Annotated in this window: 15 protein-coding genes; 7 read left to right on the top strand and 8 right to left on the bottom strand. The window is 66.3% G+C overall.

The annotated features are described in order from the left end of the window. Positions 1-59: 59 nt before the first annotated feature. Together ACXI0U_RS06800 and ACXI0U_RS06795 are read right to left on the bottom strand one after the other, a co-directional pair. The gene (locus ACXI0U_RS06800) at positions 60-341 is read right to left on the bottom strand and encodes a GNAT family N-acetyltransferase (protein ID WP_021220347.1); all 282 of its coding nucleotides are present in this window, start codon (positions 339-341) and stop codon (positions 60-62) included. 19 nt (positions 342-360) lie between these two features. Further along, positions 361-1,632 carry a hypothetical protein gene (locus tag ACXI0U_RS06795; RefSeq protein WP_374981888.1) on the bottom strand — a complete coding sequence of 424 codons (1,272 nt, stop codon included), beginning with the start codon at positions 1,630-1,632 and terminating at the stop codon, positions 361-363. A gap of 453 nt (positions 1,633-2,085) precedes the next feature. Between ACXI0U_RS06795 and oprI the strand changes: the two genes are divergently transcribed. Then, on the top strand, positions 2,086-2,337 hold the full coding sequence (gene oprI / locus ACXI0U_RS06790; RefSeq protein WP_003448337.1) for an outer membrane lipoprotei OprI: 252 nt from the start codon (positions 2,086-2,088) through the stop codon (positions 2,335-2,337). A gap of 138 nt (positions 2,338-2,475) precedes the next feature. Here the strand turns inward: oprI and ACXI0U_RS06785 are convergent, their stop codons facing one another. The 3 genes from ACXI0U_RS06785 to ACXI0U_RS06775 all read right to left on the bottom strand — a co-directional run bounded on the left by ACXI0U_RS06785 (position 2,476) and on the right by ACXI0U_RS06775 (position 4,471). Next, on the bottom strand, positions 2,476-3,441 hold the full coding sequence (locus ACXI0U_RS06785) for a L,D-transpeptidase family protein (protein ID WP_021220350.1): 966 nt from the start codon (positions 3,439-3,441) through the stop codon (positions 2,476-2,478). Between the two features lie 74 nt (positions 3,442-3,515). Continuing rightward, positions 3,516-3,797 carry a hypothetical protein gene (locus ACXI0U_RS06780; RefSeq protein ID WP_021220351.1) on the bottom strand — a complete coding sequence of 94 codons (282 nt, stop codon included), beginning with the start codon at positions 3,795-3,797 and terminating at the stop codon, positions 3,516-3,518. Positions 3,798-3,865: 68 nt separating this feature from the next. Continuing rightward, on the bottom strand, positions 3,866-4,471 hold the full coding sequence (locus tag ACXI0U_RS06775; RefSeq protein WP_479549931.1) for an arylesterase: 606 nt from the start codon (positions 4,469-4,471) through the stop codon (positions 3,866-3,868). 10 nt (positions 4,472-4,481) lie between these two features. Between ACXI0U_RS06775 and ACXI0U_RS06770 the strand changes: the two genes are divergently transcribed. The 3 genes from ACXI0U_RS06770 (at position 4,482) to greB (ending at position 8,252) form a co-directional block, all read left to right on the top strand. Continuing rightward, the gene (locus ACXI0U_RS06770; protein ID WP_263403385.1) at positions 4,482-5,165 is read left to right on the top strand and encodes an ABC transporter ATP-binding protein; all 684 of its coding nucleotides are present in this window, start codon (positions 4,482-4,484) and stop codon (positions 5,163-5,165) included. Beyond that, complete coding sequence (locus tag ACXI0U_RS06765; protein ID WP_479549930.1) at positions 5,165-7,669, top strand: ABC transporter permease; 2,505 nt, start codon at positions 5,165-5,167, stop codon at positions 7,667-7,669. The genes ACXI0U_RS06770 and ACXI0U_RS06765 overlap by 1 nt, the downstream gene beginning before the upstream one ends. Positions 7,670-7,754: 85 nt before the next feature. Then, the gene (gene greB, locus ACXI0U_RS06760; protein WP_263403387.1) at positions 7,755-8,252 is read left to right on the top strand and encodes a transcription elongation factor GreB; all 498 of its coding nucleotides are present in this window, start codon (positions 7,755-7,757) and stop codon (positions 8,250-8,252) included. 11 nt (positions 8,253-8,263) lie between these two features. On the opposite strand, the gene ACXI0U_RS06755 is transcribed toward greB, so the two are convergent. Next, a complete protein-coding gene (locus ACXI0U_RS06755; protein WP_021220356.1) occupies positions 8,264-8,572 on the bottom strand; it encodes a hypothetical protein in 309 nt (102 codons plus the stop codon). Between the two features lie 203 nt (positions 8,573-8,775). Here ACXI0U_RS06755 and thpR point away from each other — a divergent pair, with 203 nt between their 5' ends. The 3 genes from thpR (at position 8,776) to ACXI0U_RS06740 (ending at position 11,545) form a co-directional block, all read left to right on the top strand. Further along, the gene (gene thpR, locus ACXI0U_RS06750) at positions 8,776-9,321 is read left to right on the top strand and encodes an RNA 2',3'-cyclic phosphodiesterase (RefSeq protein ID WP_184489292.1); all 546 of its coding nucleotides are present in this window, start codon (positions 8,776-8,778) and stop codon (positions 9,319-9,321) included. A gap of 198 nt (positions 9,322-9,519) precedes the next feature. Beyond that, positions 9,520-10,452, top strand: coding sequence for a triacylglycerol lipase (locus ACXI0U_RS06745; protein ID WP_021220358.1), 933 nt, complete (start codon positions 9,520-9,522; stop codon positions 10,450-10,452). Between the two features lie 55 nt (positions 10,453-10,507). Next, positions 10,508-11,545: a lipase secretion chaperone gene (locus ACXI0U_RS06740; protein ID WP_479549929.1), complete on the top strand. Its 1,038-nt coding sequence runs from the start codon at positions 10,508-10,510 to the stop codon at positions 11,543-11,545. A gap of 48 nt (positions 11,546-11,593) precedes the next feature. On the opposite strand, the gene ACXI0U_RS06735 is transcribed toward ACXI0U_RS06740, so the two are convergent. Beyond that, positions 11,594-12,028, bottom strand: coding sequence for a DoxX family protein (locus ACXI0U_RS06735; RefSeq protein WP_021220360.1), 435 nt, complete (start codon positions 12,026-12,028; stop codon positions 11,594-11,596). 111 nt (positions 12,029-12,139) lie between these two features. After that, a complete protein-coding gene (locus tag ACXI0U_RS06730; RefSeq protein WP_021220361.1) occupies positions 12,140-13,561 on the bottom strand; it encodes an MltF family protein in 1,422 nt (473 codons plus the stop codon). Positions 13,562-13,587: the final 26 nt, after the last annotated feature.

The following is a 13,587-nucleotide window of genomic DNA, read 5'->3' as shown; positions in this document are numbered from 1 at the left end:
TCGACCGCGCAATGAAAAACGCCGGGCATCTGCCCGGCGTTTTCATTTCAGCTTCCAGCTCAGCCCTTGGGGGCGTGACGCTGGCGACGCTCGATGTAGCGCTCCACATAGGAGCAGGAGGGGATCACCGTATAGCCCTGGTCTTCAGCGAAGCCCAGCGCGCGCTCGGTGAGCGCCGCGGCGATACCCCGACCACGCAGCGCGTTCGGCACGAAGGTGCGATAGATGTCCAATGTCTGTTTGCCCAGATCCATGTAGGCAAGGTAAGCACGATGACCGTCCACGGTGGTCTCGAACTGATGACCTGCCTGGTCATGGTGGATGGACAGCGCCTCGCTCATCGCAACTCCTCAGGGGGTTTTAAAACAACACCCGTACCTTATCTATCTTTTCCAGCCGAAGAAACATCTCGGCGGAGCCGGAGCCAAATTGGACACTCAGGAAAGCCTTACCGTTCTCCACCTTATGTAATACACCCTGGTAATAGGCGCCATCGAAGGTGATGAACTGCAGTCGCTTGCCTGCGTAGTCCTGCAGGCTGGATACCTTGACGAACTCGTACTTCGGCAAGGCACCTGGGGCGTCGGTATTTTCCGACGTTACCGAAACCATCTCGTTAACCCCCATCTCGGGACGCTTGCCCGGGTCGACCCAGGCGAAGGCGATCGGCTGCACCGCCTGCTGGTTGACCAGCAGCACCGGGCGCAGCATGCCGACCACATCCTTGGGCTCGAAGAACTGCAGGCCGTCCCAGCTCATGCCCTCGGTCGGGGTCAGCTCGACGCGCAGCGATTGCGGGTCCTTCAGGTAGCGCCCGTAGGCATCCAGCAACGGCTGCTCGAGAGCGACCTTCTGCGCCCGCAGCACGCGATCGAGCTGCTCCACGGCGGTCTTCAGATAGACATCGGCGGGCTGGCCCAATTTACCGGCGCAGTATTCCTGCACCTTGCGCTGGTACTGGTTGTCGTTGAGTTCGAAGACGACGCTGGACAGGCGCGGCGGGTTGACCCGCAGGTCGCCCGGCTTCTCGGACATGTTCGACAGCGCCATGCTGACGCGGGTCTCGCCCATGTCACGGGTATCGGACGTGAGATTGAAGGTCAGCTTCTGCGCGCCGGGCTCGAACAGGTAGGAGAACTCGGCGTCAGTCTCGAAGGTGCGGTAACCCATGTCGAGCAGCTCATTGGTGCCGATATGGTTGATCTTGCCGCACGCGACTTCGCTCATCGCGGTGAAGATGCTGCGTTCGGTCGGCGCATCGTAGAGCTGCTGCATGAAGGGACCATGCACGTCCAGCATCAGGCCCTTCAGGCGCATGGCCATCTGCTTCGGGAACTTGCCCTCGTCCAGGCGCTCCTTGAAGCTGAGCAGCTCGCGCAGGCCATTGAACTTCAGCTCGGCATGGGTCACCTGCACGCTGTCGCCCAGCGCGGGGACACGAACCTTGAGGTTCTCCAGGCCGACGCGGCCGTCGAAGGACGAGGTGATGCCACCGTAGCTGATGTCCATGATCGGCGAAAGCTGCTGGATCGCATCATTCATGATCGACCTGACCGAAAGGTACAGGGAGAGTTTGATGATTAACGCCAGCGCGAGCGCCGCGAGCACCACCCACTTAAGTAGTCTTGCCATTACGCCGTCCTTGATGTCCTGGAATGCGGGATGAAAACCGGCGCAGCTTATCAGTGCGCCCATGGGCCATCCACGGCATTTCCCACAATATGAAGAACCAGTTCACTGTAACGAACGGGAAGTTGTGGTCTTTACATCCGCGCATAGCAGCAAACATGCAAAAACGACCCACGCCTGCCATTTCTCGACAAACAGCCCCACTCAACCAGGCCGGGGCCGGCAGGGTATCTCCGTCATCTTCGGCTAAACTTTGAACTTCGCCTGCTCACGGACTATCCAACTGGATGCTTTTTGAACAGGCACCGTCGGAAATGGCTGGGAAGGTGAAAAAAAACACCCCTCCTTGCACCGCGTCAGTTTACTTACTACAAGTTATGGGTAGTATGTACGCCGGCTAATTTCCCAAGCTCGGGGAATTGCTTTTATGGAAATGTCCACCTTAAGGGGAACACGATGAACAACGTTCTGAAATTCTCTGCTCTGGCTCTGGCAGCAGTTCTGGCCACCGGTTGCAGCAGCGTCTCCAAAGAAACCGAAGCCCGTCTGACTGCAACTGAAGATGCAGCCGCTCGCGCTCAAGCCCGTGCCGATGAAGCCTACCGCAAGGCTGACGAAGCTCTGGCCGCCGCTCAGAAAGCCCAGCAAACTGCTGACGAGGCTAACGAGCGCGCTCTGCGTATGCTGGAAAAAGCCAGCCGCAAGTAATAGCCCACAAGGCTTTTACTCGAACCGACCCAGTTCACTGGGTCGGTTTTTTTATGCCTGCGATTCCACCCCGGCACATTTCCACAGGCATGAAAAAGCCCGCCGCCCCATGAGGGCAGGCGGGCTGTTCAGTGCCGCTTAGAAGCTGGGGGCAGCGGGCTCGCTGTTGGCCACGGCAGCGGAAGGCTCGGCGATTTCCACCGGCAGGCCGTCTTCGGCCGCGACCACTTCACGCACCACTTCCCAATCCAGGCGGATGCTGTTGACCAGGTCTTCACGCTTGAGCAGCGCGTTGATCACCGCGGTGTGCTTGTCCACCACCGACGGGTCGCCATGGTCGTTCAGCGGGGTGTGCGCCTCGATGTAGACCTTGCCGCCGCTCACGCCGAACTTGTAGGGCTCGTTGATGATGCGTACGGGCGTGCCCACCGGCGCCATCTTGGCCAGCGCCAGCACGTTGTTGTTGAGCATGCGGAAGCAACCGTGGCTGACACGCATGCCGATACCGAACTTCTTGTTCGAACCGTGGATCAGGTAGCCAGGCAGGCCCAGGGTGAACTTGAACGGGCCCAGCGGGTTGTCCGGGCCCGCCGGCACCACGGTGGGCAGCGGGTCGCCATCGGCGGCGTGCTCTTCACGGATGGACTTGGGCGGATACCAGGCCGGGTTCGGCGTCTTGGCGGTGATCTTGGTGGTGTTGATCGGGGAACCCCAACCCTCGCGACCGATCCCCAGCGGGAAGGTGTGCACCACGTTCTGCCCTTTCGGGAAGTAATACATGCGGTACTCGGCCAGGTTGATCACGATGCCTTCGCGCGGGCCCGGCGGCAGGATGAAGCGGGTCGGCAGGAGGATCTCGGTGCCCGTGCCCGGCAGCCAGGGATCGACGCCCGGGTTGGCCGCGACCATCTCCAGGTAACCCAGGTCATTGGCGACGCCGATGTCGGCGAAGGTGTCTTCGTACTTGGCCTTGATCACCTGGACCTGGCCGACGATATCCTCGCCGGGGGGCGGCAGGGGCAGCTCCAGCGCTGCAGCGTGACCGGCCAGCGCGAGCGCGATCAGGGACAGGGAACGGGCGACGGCGGGAACGCGCGACAACATCCGGTAATCCTTGGCAAAAGTGGCTGATTAAAAGACTCGGGATTGTACACCGGCACGCAGCGCGCCGGGAGGGCTCAGCCGTCGGACCATTCGGGCCGGTGGCCGTCCCGCTGGGAGTCCAGTTCGGCGCGGCAGGCCGGGCACAGGCGGCGGTCCTGCAACTGCGGTTTTTCCAGCACGCACCAGCGCGGCTTCGCCGGCAGCAATCCCCCGCACAGGGTCCTGTCCGCATGGCCGCCGAGTTCAAGCTGGCGAGCAACCAGGTGCAGGCGCACCTCGCGGCAAGCGAACAGGTCGAGCTGCTCGTCGGGCTCGATCAGCTTATAGGCATGCAGGGACCAGGCGGGGCGCGGCATGAAGGACTCCAGGACGGGTGCGCAACCTTAGCCGAAAGGCGTGCCCCGGAAAAGCCTCCCGAAGCGCCTCAGAGCAACGGCTTCAGGGTTGGCCAGACGTTATCCAGCAACTTGCTCTGGGCACTCGCCGCCGGATGGATGCCATCGGCCTGCATCATCCCCTCGACACCGCCCACGCCCTCAAGGAAGAAAGGCACCAGCGGCACCTGCCGGGCGCTGGCCAGATCCTGATAGACCTGGGCGAAGGCATCGGTGTAGCGCTTGCCGTAGTTGGGCGGCAGGCGCATGCCCAGCAGCAGCACCTTGGCCCCCGCTTTCTGCGACTGCTCCACCATGCCGGCAAGATTATGTTGCAATTGTGCAGGGGGCTGACCACGCAACCCATCGTTGCCACCGAGCTCGATAATCACCAGCTCCGGCTTGTGCTCGCCAAGTAGCGCGGGCAGCCGGGAAGCACCGCCGGCACTGGTGTCGCCACTGATGGAGGCGTTCACCACGCGGTGTTCGAAACCCTCGTCATCCAGGCGTTTCTGCAGCAGGGAGACCCAGCCCTGGCTGGTTTCCAGCCCCAAAGCGGCGCTGATACTATCCCCGACGACCAGCACGGTCCCCGCCGCAGCCTCCTGGGCCATCACCATCAACGCCAGGCAACTGCCCAACAACCAAGCACGCATCGGATTCTCCATGAGCGCAAGCATTCTCAATGCGCGGAACCTTAGCAAAGTGGTTCCCAGCGCGGAAGGCGAGTTGACCATCCTCCACGATCTGGACCTGGACCTGGCCCAGGGCGACAGCCTGGCCATCGTCGGCAGCTCCGGCTCCGGCAAATCCACCCTCCTCGGCCTGCTCGCCGGGCTCGACCTGCCCAGCTCCGGCGACATCAGCCTGGCCGGCCACGCCCTCGCCCGCCTCGACGAGGACCAGCGTGCCCGCGTACGTGCCGAGCATGTCGGCTTCGTCTTCCAGTCCTTCCAGTTGCTCGACAGCCTCAACGCCCTGGAAAACGTCATGCTGCCCCTGGAGCTCGAAGGCCGCACGGATGCCCGCGAACGCGCCCGCCACCTGCTCGACCGCGTCGGCCTGGGCCAGCGCCTCGGCCACTACCCGCGCCAGCTGTCCGGGGGCGAGCAGCAGCGCGTCGCCATCGCCCGCGCCTTCGCCGCCGAACCCGACGTGCTGTTCGCCGACGAGCCCACCGGCAACCTCGACAGCCACACCGGCGAGCGTATCAGCGACCTGCTGTTCCAGCTCAACCAGGAGCGCGGCACCACCCTGGTCCTGGTCACCCACGACGAGCGCCTGGCCCATCGCTGCCGCCGCCTGATCCGCCTGGAGTCCGGCCGCCTGGTCGACCGGGTGGAACCCTGATGGGGCGCCTGCCGTTCTCGCGCCTGCTAGGCATGGCCGCCAGGCAACTGCGCCGCGATGCCCGTGCCGGCGAGCTGCGCGTACTGTTCTTCGCCCTGGTGGTGGCCGTGGCCGCCAGCAGCGCCATCGGCTACTTCGGTGCCCGCCTGAACGGTGCCATGCTCCTGCGCGCCACCGAATTCCTTGGCGCCGACCTGCTGCTCAGCGGCTCCTCACCCGCCACCCCGGAGCAGATCGCAGCAGGCGAACAGCTCGGCCTGCGCCATGCCCGCGCCGTCGAATTCTCCAGCGTCATCGCCGGTGACGCCGGCATCCAGCTCGCCAGCGTCAAGGCGGTGGACGAACCCTACCCATTGCGCGGCGAGCTGAAGAGCGCACCGGCCCCCTACGCCCCGGAAGAACCCGGCAACGGCCCCGCCCCCGGCGAGGCCTGGGCCGAGGCCCGTCTGTTCACCGCGCTGAACCTCAAGCCCGGCGACACCGTGGACGTCGGCCAGCAGACCTTGCGCCTCACCCGCGTGCTCACCTACGAGCCTGATCGCGCCGGCGACTTCTACAGCCTCACCCCGCGCCTGTTGATGAACCATGCCGACCTCGACGCCACAGGCGTGGTACAGCCCGGCAGCCGGGTGCGCTACCGCGAACTCTGGAGCGGCCCGGAAGAGGCACTGAAAAGCTACCGCGACACCCTCGAGCCCACCCTGGCGGCCAACCAGCGCATCGAAGACGCCCGCGACGGCAACCGCCAGGTCGGCGGCGCCCTCAGCCGTGCCGAGCGCTACCTCAACCTTGCCAGCCTCGCCGCCGTACTCCTGGCCGGTGTCGCCGTGGCCCTGTCGGCGGCCCGCTTCGCCGCCCGTCGCTTCGACGCCAGCGCCCTGCTGCGCTGCCTGGGCTTGTCGCGCCGCGAAGCGCTCCTCCTCTATACCCTGCAACTGGGTCTGCTCGGCCTTGCCGCCGCCATTCTCGGCGCACTGATCGGCTGGCTCGCCCAGCTCGGCCTGTTCCACCTGCTGCGTGAATTGTTGCCGGCGGAAGTGCCCTCCGGCGGTGTGCTGCCCGCCTTTGCCGGCATCGCCACCGGCCTGGTGGCCCTGGCCGGTTTCGCCCTGCCGCCGCTGGCCGCCCTGGGCCGTGTCCCGCCCCTGCGCGTGCTGCGCCGCGACCTGCTACCCGTGCCGCCCAGTTCCTGGCTGGTGTACGGCGCCGCCCTGCTCGCCCTCGGGCTGATCATGTGGCGCCTGAGCCTGGACCTGGCGCTCACCCTCGCCCTGCTCGGCGGCGGCCTGCTCGCCACCCTGATCCTCGGCGGCCTCATGCTCCTCGGCCTCAACGCCCTGCGCCGCCTGCTGGCCCGCGCCGCCCTGCCCTGGCGCCTCGGTCTCGGCCAACTGCTGCGCCACCCGCTGGCCGCCGCCGGGCAATCCCTGGCCTTCGGCCTGATCCTCCTGGCGATGGCGCTGATCGCCCTGCTGCGCGGCGAACTGCTGGACACCTGGCAGGATCAGCTCCCCGCCGACGCACCGAACTACTTCGTGCTCAACGTGCTGCCCGGCGAGAAGGACGCCTTCGCCGAGCGCCTCGCCCAGCTTTCGCCCCACCCGGCCCCGCTGTTCCCCGTGGTGCCCGGCCGCCTCACCGCCATCAACGGCGAACCGGCGAAAGAGCACGCCAGCAAGGAATCCCAGGGCGAGCGTGCCCTGCAGCGCGACCTCAGCCTCACCTGGGCGGCCGACCTGCCCAGCGGCAACCGCCTGGTGGCCGGGCAATGGTGGGACCAGGCGCCGGCCGGCGACCTGCCCGGTGTCTCGGTGGAAGCCAAACTCGCCACCAACCTCGGCCTGCAACTGGGCGACCGCCTCAGCTTCAGCGTTGGTGGCATCAGCCGCGACGTGCGTGTCACCAGCCTGCGGGAAGTCGACTGGGACAACTTCCAGCCGAACTTCTTCATGATCTTCGCCCCCGGCTCCCTCGCCGACCTGCCGGCCACCTACCTCACCAGCTTCTACCTGCCACCACAGCACGACCGCGAGCTGGTGGAGCTGGCCCGCGCCTTCCCGGCGGTGACGCTGCTGGAGGTGGAAGCCATCCTCGCGCAGCTGCGCAGCATCCTCGTCCAGGTCACGGTAGCGGTGGAGTTCGTCCTGCTGTTCGTGCTCGCCGCCGGCCTCGCAGTGCTCTTCGCCGGCCTGCAGTCGACCCTCGATGAACGCATCCGCCAGGGTGCGTTGCTGCGGGCCCTGGGTGCCGAACGCAATCTGCTGCAGAAAGCCAGGCGCGCTGAATTCGCCCTGCTCGGTGCCACTGCCGGCCTGCTCGCCGCCCTGGGTTGCGAGCTGGTCAGCGCCCTGCTCTACACCCTGGCCTTCGACCTGCAATGGCACCCCCACCCCTGGCTGCTGCTGTTGCCGCCCCTGGGCGCGCTGCTGGTGGGTGGGGCCGGCGTGCTCGGCACCCGTCGTGCCCTCAACGCCAGCCCGCTGCAGGTGCTGCGCGAAGCCTGATCGCCCGGCCCGCCTGTACAAGGCGGGCCGACCTCTTGCTAGACTCCGCCCCTCTTCGCCCGCCTAGAGCCTGTCGCATCACGCCATGAGTCGCTATCGCCCCCCACGTTCTGCCGGCACCCCGCTGATCACCCCCGAAGGCGAAGCCCGCCTGCGCGCCGAACTGCACGAGCTCTGGCACGTGAAGCGCCCCAAGGTCACCCAATCGGTGAGCGAGGCCGCCGCCCAGGGCGACCGTTCGGAAAACGCCGAGTACACCTACGGCAAGAAGATGCTGCGGGAGATCGACAGCCGCGTGCGCTTCCTCACCAAGCGCCTGGAAAGCCTCAAGGTGGTCAGCGAACGCCCGTCCGACCCGAACAAGGTCTACTTCGGCGCCTGGGTGACCCTGGAAGATGATGAGGGCGAACAGTCGCGCTACCGCATCGTCGGCCCCGACGAACTCGACCTGAAGCAGCACCACATCAGCATCGACTCGCCCCTGGCCCGCGCCCTGGTGGGCAAGGCGCTGGATGCCGAGGTGCTGGTGCACACCCCGACGGGCGAGAAGAGCTGGTACGTGGTGGAGATCGAATACCCCTGAAGCCCCGCGCCTCAGCGCAGGGTGATCAGCCCCTGGCGCGAAACGCGCACCAGCTCGCGGACCATCAGCGCCACCTCGTCACGGGGGGGCGCCTGCACCACGGCCATATCGAAGCTGTCAGCGGCATAGCGCTGCAACGACGCGGCATCGAGGGCGAACTGGATAAGCAGGTTGCGTGGCCCGGCCCAACGCTTCGGCCAGCCGTCGAGATAACGCAGCATGGTCGGCTGGTGGGGGCCGCTGAGAAGAACCCTGGGGTTGCGCAAAACCAGGCCCGTGGTGATGGGGGCCAGGCGAATGAGCGGTTGGGGACAGGTCATGGTGTCATGTCTCCGCCTCGTTGATCCCGCTGGGCAGCGGTGAGAGGCGACACCGAACCAGCGCTTTAGCGGTATTTCGAGATGGATTCCATCTCCGCGCCCCGCAAGTAGCTGTCTTAAATCGGCGCATGGGTCGGCATCCTAGAGAAGCCTCCGCAATACTGTCAATACGACCAAGACGTCGTCCTGGAGCCTTCGCGACCATGTCCACACCTCCCTTGCGCCTGTTCTTCGCCCTGCCCTGTCCCGAGCCGTTGGCAACGAGCATAGCCCTATGGCGAGAAGCCGCTCGCTGCGAAGGCAAAGCCGTGGCCACCCGCAACCTGCACCTGACCCTCGCCTTCCTCGGCCAGCAGCCACGCGGCTGCGTCGCCGAACTGAAGGCCATCGCCGAAAACCTGGCGGGCGAGCCCTTCACCCTGCGCCTCGACCAGTTGCGCTGCTGGCACAACGGCCTGCTGCACCTGGCACCCGACCACCCGCCGCCGGCGCTCCTGGCCCTGGCCGCCAACCTGCAGGATGGGCTGCGCGCAGCGGGCTTCGCCATCGAACGGCGGCCCTTCCACCCGCACCTGACCCTGGCTCGACACTGCCCACACCTGCCCGGCGCAGCGGCCCCAACCTTCGATTGGCCTGTGAACCAGTTCGCTCTCTTCGCCTCGGAAAATACGGCCTCGGGCGCCCATTACCGCGCCCTCGGGAACTGGCCGCTGCTGCCCCAGGACTCAAACGAGCGTTTCACTCAGTAACAGGGAAACGCCCGCCAACTTTCGGTGAACGGCTGTAAACAACGGTGAAACACCCAGCCCAGACAGGGCGCCGCGCGAACGGCGCCCCTGGCATGGTTCCTGCCCCGTGCTCGTCAGCTGTTGTACGCGTCCGGGATGGGCGCGGCGGCTTTGCAGGGAGGCACCCACTGCCTGTTCCACCATCACCGAGAGCAACCAATGAACAACAACAAGATCCTGCTCGCCCTCGCCCTGGGAGTCGGCCTCGCCGCCTCCGGCGAAGCCCTTGCCGCCACCGGCTACACCCAGACCAAGTACCCCGTGGTCCTCGCCCACGGCATGCTTGGCTTCGATAGCATCCTCGGCATCGACTACTGGTATGGAATCCCCTCGGCATTGCGTCGTGATGGCGCCTCGGTCTACGTCACAGAAGTCAGCCAGCTGAACACCTCGGAAGCCCGCGGCGAAGAGTTGCTGGAACAGGTCGAGGAAATCGTCGCCATCAGCGGCAAACGCAAGGTGAACCTGATCGGCCACAGCCACGGCGGCCCGACCATCCGCTACGTGGCCGGCGTGCGCCCGGACCTGGTCGCCTCCGCCACCAGCGTCGGCGGCCCGCACAAGGGCTCGGCCACCGCCGACTTCCTGCGCCAGATCCCGCCCGGCTCCGCTAGCGAAGCGATCGTCGCCGGCATCGTCAACGGCCTCGGTTCGCTGATCAACTTCCTCTCCGGCAGCAAGAGCACCCTGCCGCAGAACGGCCTTGGCTCGCTGGAATCGCTCAACAGCCAGGGCGCCGCCCGGTTCAACGCCAAGTTCCCCCAGGGCATTCCCACCAGCGCCTGTGGCGAGGGCGCCTACCAGGTCAATGGCGTGCGCTACTACTCCTGGAGCGGCACCAGCCCGCTGACCAACGTACTCGACATCAGCGACGTACTGCTCGGCGCCACCGCCCTCACCTTCAAGGGCGAAGCCACCGACGGCCTGGTCGGCCGCTGCAGCTCCCACCTGGGCAAGGTGGTGCGTGACAACTACCGGATGAACCACCTCGACGAGGTCAACCAGACCTTCGGCCTCACCAGCCTGTTCGAGACCGACCCGGTGACCGTCTACCGCCAGCACGCCAACCGCCTGAAGAACGACGGCCTCTAAGCCGCCCTGGCGGGGCCTGCGGGCCCCGCCTCCTGCCGACCCGCGAGCGACCACCGTGAAAAGAGTCCTGCTGTCCCTGCCCCTGGTCTTCGCCGGCTGCCTGGCCGCGATCCTCTACCTGCAATCCGCCTCCGACGGCAACGCCCACCGTGCACCGGGCGTTGCCGAGCAGCTCGCCAGCGATGAGCCCATCGCCATCGCCGATGCCCCAACGTCCGCCGACAACCTGCCGCCTGCCCTGCCGGCGCAAGTACCCGCCCTGCCCGCCTCCTTCGCCGGTACCCAGGTCGATGGGCGCTTCCAGCTGGATGCGGGCGGCAACCTGCTGATCACCGAAGACATCCGCCGCATCTTCGACTACTTCCTCAGTGCCATAGGCGAAGAGCCCATCGGCATCTCCATCCAGCGCCTGCGCGGCTACATCACCGCCCAGTTGCAGGAGCCGGCCGAAGGCCAGGCCCTGGCGCTGCTGGAGCAGTACCTGGACTACAAGCGGCAACTGGTGCAACTGGAGAAGGACCTGCCGCAACTGGCGGACCTCGACGCCATGCGCCAGCGCGAAGCCGCGGTGAATGCCCTGCGCGCCCGTCTGTTCAGCGCCGAGGTGCACCAGGTGTTCTTCGCCAGCGAGGAAACCTACAACCGCTTCACCCTCGATCGCCTGGCCATCGTCCATGACGCAGCCCTCGACGACGCCGCCAAGGCCGACGCCGTCGACCGCCTGCGCCAAGGCCTGCCCGAAGAGCTGCAGGACAGCGTGCTGCCGCAGTTGCAGGCCGAGCTGCATGTCCAGACCGAGCAGCTGCAGGCCAAGGGCGCCACCCCCGCCGAAATCCGCCGCCTGCGCCAGCAACTGGTCGGCGGCGAAGCCACCCAGCGCCTGGAGGCACTGGACCAGCAGCGCCAGGGCTGGAAGCAGCGGATCGGCGCCTTCCAGGCGGAGAAGGCACGCATCGAAGCCAACCAGGGGCTCAGCGACGGCGACCGCCGCGCCGCCATCCAGCGCCTGGCCGAGGAGAAGTTCGACGAACGCGAGCGTCAGCGCCTGGATGCCGCCCTGGAACTGGCCGCCGCCCGCGCGCAGCAGCCCTGAAAGGCAGAAGGCCCGCACAGGGCGGGCCTTCTTCGAGTTCGCAGCGGGTTACTGGCTGAACGTGCGGTCCAGGGAGAAGCGGCCGGCGCCTTCGATCAGCAGGGTGCCGGAGATCAGGGCGAGGATCAGCGCGTATTCGTAACCACCGTTGGTGATGAAGAAGCCGCTGGCCCAGTGCACGCTGAAGATGGCAACCACCATGGCGACGATCAGCGACGCGGCGGCAGGGCGAACCAGCAGGCCGATCACCAGGGCCAGGCCACCGAAGAACTCGGCGCTGCCTGCCATCAGGGCCAGCAGGTAGCCAGGAGCCAGACCGATGCTTTCCATCCACTGGCCGGTGCCTTCCAGGCCATAGCCGCCGAAGAGGCCGAAGAGCTTCTGCGAACCGTGGGCGGCGAAGGTCAGGCCGGTCACCACGCGCAGCAGGGTGATGCCGATGCCGGCGTTGGTGGAGAGAATGCGTTTGATCGGGTTGCTCATGTCGCGTTTCCTTTCGTGTGAGGAGTGTGTGGGTTCAGACGGAAGCCATCTTAGTTGATTTTTTCGATATTAAAACCGCAAAAAACGCAGTATTGAAATCGATAAAATCGATCACTTCCCTCTGCTTGCCACTTTCTTCTGCGGCTCCAGCAGATAGCGCTCGCGGTCATAGGCCAGGTAGTACTTGTTCACCGCACTGACGTAGCTCACCACGCCCATGCCCAGTTGCTCGGCGGCGATGCGCTCCACCTGGAAGAACCACTGGTTGGGGTTCAGCCCCCGGCGCCGGGCCTCCGCGCGCAGGCTTTGCACCCGCTGCGGGCCGACGTTGTAGGCCGCCAGGGTGAAGGCCATGCGCTCGCGTTCGTTGAGTTGGGCGCTGTTGAAGAAGCCCTTGCGCAGCATCGCCAGGTACTTGGCCGAAGCCTGCACGTTGTTCTCCAGCGCATGGATATTGCCCACGCCCACGGTGCGCGCCGCGCCGGGGGTGATCTGCATCAGCCCGGTGGCACCGCTGGCGCCGCGGGCGGCCGGGTTGAGGCTGGACTCCTTGAAGGCCACGGCGGCCAGGTTCAGCCAATCGAAGGCATGTTGGTCGGCGAAGCGCTGCAGCACCGGGCGCACCTTCTCCAGGCGCTGCCGGTCGGCTCGGGCCAGGGGGCTGTGCACCTTGTACAGGCGGCGGTAGACGCGCTGGAAGGTGGCATCCTGGTCGGAGGGCGCGTTGTAGCCGGCGAGGAAGCGATCGATGCTGGCCCGCAGCATCGGCGCGTCGCGGCGCACGAACCAGGTCATGTCGCGCTGGTTGTCCAGCACCAGGTGCTTCTCTATACGCAGCTTGGGCATCACCTTGGCCCAGCGCTCGGCAATGGGTTGCTCGACGGCAGTGAGCGGGAAGATGCCGGCCTGGACCATCTCCAGCACATCCTCCACCGCGAGGCTCGAATCGACCCACTCGATGACGATGGGCGCCAGCTTGCGTTCTGCCAGTTGCTGGTTGACCCGGCGCAGGGCCTCGGCCGCCGCGCTGCCGGCGGGCAATGCGATGCTGCGCCCGGCGAGCTGCTCCAGGCGCTGGTAGCGACGATCGCCACTGCGGCTCACCAGCAGCAGCGGCACATGGCGGCGGATCGGGGCGCTGGCGCTGACCTCGCCGCCGCTGCGCGGGTCCACCAGCTCGCCGGGGGCTACCAGGTCGCCCTCGCCGCGCAGCAAGGCGGCCAGCAACTGGTCCTTGGCCCTGGGGATGATCTTCACCTCCAGCTCACGGCCGTCGCGGGCATTGCGGTTGAGGTACTGCTCGAAGGCGCGGATGCGGTGGTATTCGATGCCGATGGCTTCGCCCTTGATCTCGCCGGAGCTGTTGCGGCTCTGGTTCACCAGCACACGCAGCACGCCGCTGCGGCGGATCTGCGCCAGGTCACGGGCCTCGCTCGGCTGCTGCCAGGCTTCCGGCGGGCCAGCCAGGCGCGCTGCCGCCGGGAACGGCAGCAGGGCGAGCAGGCACAACAGAAGCAGCAGCGGTCGGGTCATCGAATCTCCCGGTCAGGGTTGCAGGG

This window comes from Pseudomonas sp. C9D1, assembly GCF_056491235.1.
This window is presented reverse-complemented; position numbering and strand designations above follow the sequence as displayed.

Coding starts and splice junctions, on each gene's coding strand:
- ACXI0U_RS06800 (WP_021220347.1), bottom strand. CDS start 341: ATGAGCGAGGCGCTGTCCATCCACCATGACCAGGCAGGTCATCAGTTC.
- ACXI0U_RS06795 (WP_374981888.1), bottom strand. CDS start 1,632: ATGGCAAGACTACTTAAGTGGGTGGTGCTCGCGGCGCTCGCGCTGGCG.
- oprI (WP_003448337.1), top strand. CDS start 2,086: ATGAACAACGTTCTGAAATTCTCTGCTCTGGCTCTGGCAGCAGTTCTG.
- ACXI0U_RS06785 (WP_021220350.1), bottom strand. CDS start 3,441: ATGTTGTCGCGCGTTCCCGCCGTCGCCCGTTCCCTGTCCCTGATCGCG.
- ACXI0U_RS06780 (WP_021220351.1), bottom strand. CDS start 3,797: ATGCCGCGCCCCGCCTGGTCCCTGCATGCCTATAAGCTGATCGAGCCC.
- ACXI0U_RS06775 (WP_479549931.1), bottom strand. CDS start 4,471: ATGCGTGCTTGGTTGTTGGGCAGTTGCCTGGCGTTGATGGTGATGGCC.
- ACXI0U_RS06770 (WP_263403385.1), top strand. CDS start 4,482: ATGAGCGCAAGCATTCTCAATGCGCGGAACCTTAGCAAAGTGGTTCCC.
- ACXI0U_RS06765 (WP_479549930.1), top strand. CDS start 5,165: ATGGGGCGCCTGCCGTTCTCGCGCCTGCTAGGCATGGCCGCCAGGCAA.
- greB (WP_263403387.1), top strand. CDS start 7,755: ATGAGTCGCTATCGCCCCCCACGTTCTGCCGGCACCCCGCTGATCACC.
- ACXI0U_RS06755 (WP_021220356.1), bottom strand. CDS start 8,572: ATGACCTGTCCCCAACCGCTCATTCGCCTGGCCCCCATCACCACGGGC.
- thpR (WP_184489292.1), top strand. CDS start 8,776: ATGTCCACACCTCCCTTGCGCCTGTTCTTCGCCCTGCCCTGTCCCGAG.
- ACXI0U_RS06745 (WP_021220358.1), top strand. CDS start 9,520: ATGAACAACAACAAGATCCTGCTCGCCCTCGCCCTGGGAGTCGGCCTC.
- ACXI0U_RS06735 (WP_021220360.1), bottom strand. CDS start 12,028: ATGAGCAACCCGATCAAACGCATTCTCTCCACCAACGCCGGCATCGGC.
- ACXI0U_RS06730 (WP_021220361.1), bottom strand. CDS start 13,561: ATGACCCGACCGCTGCTGCTTCTGTTGTGCCTGCTCGCCCTGCTGCCG.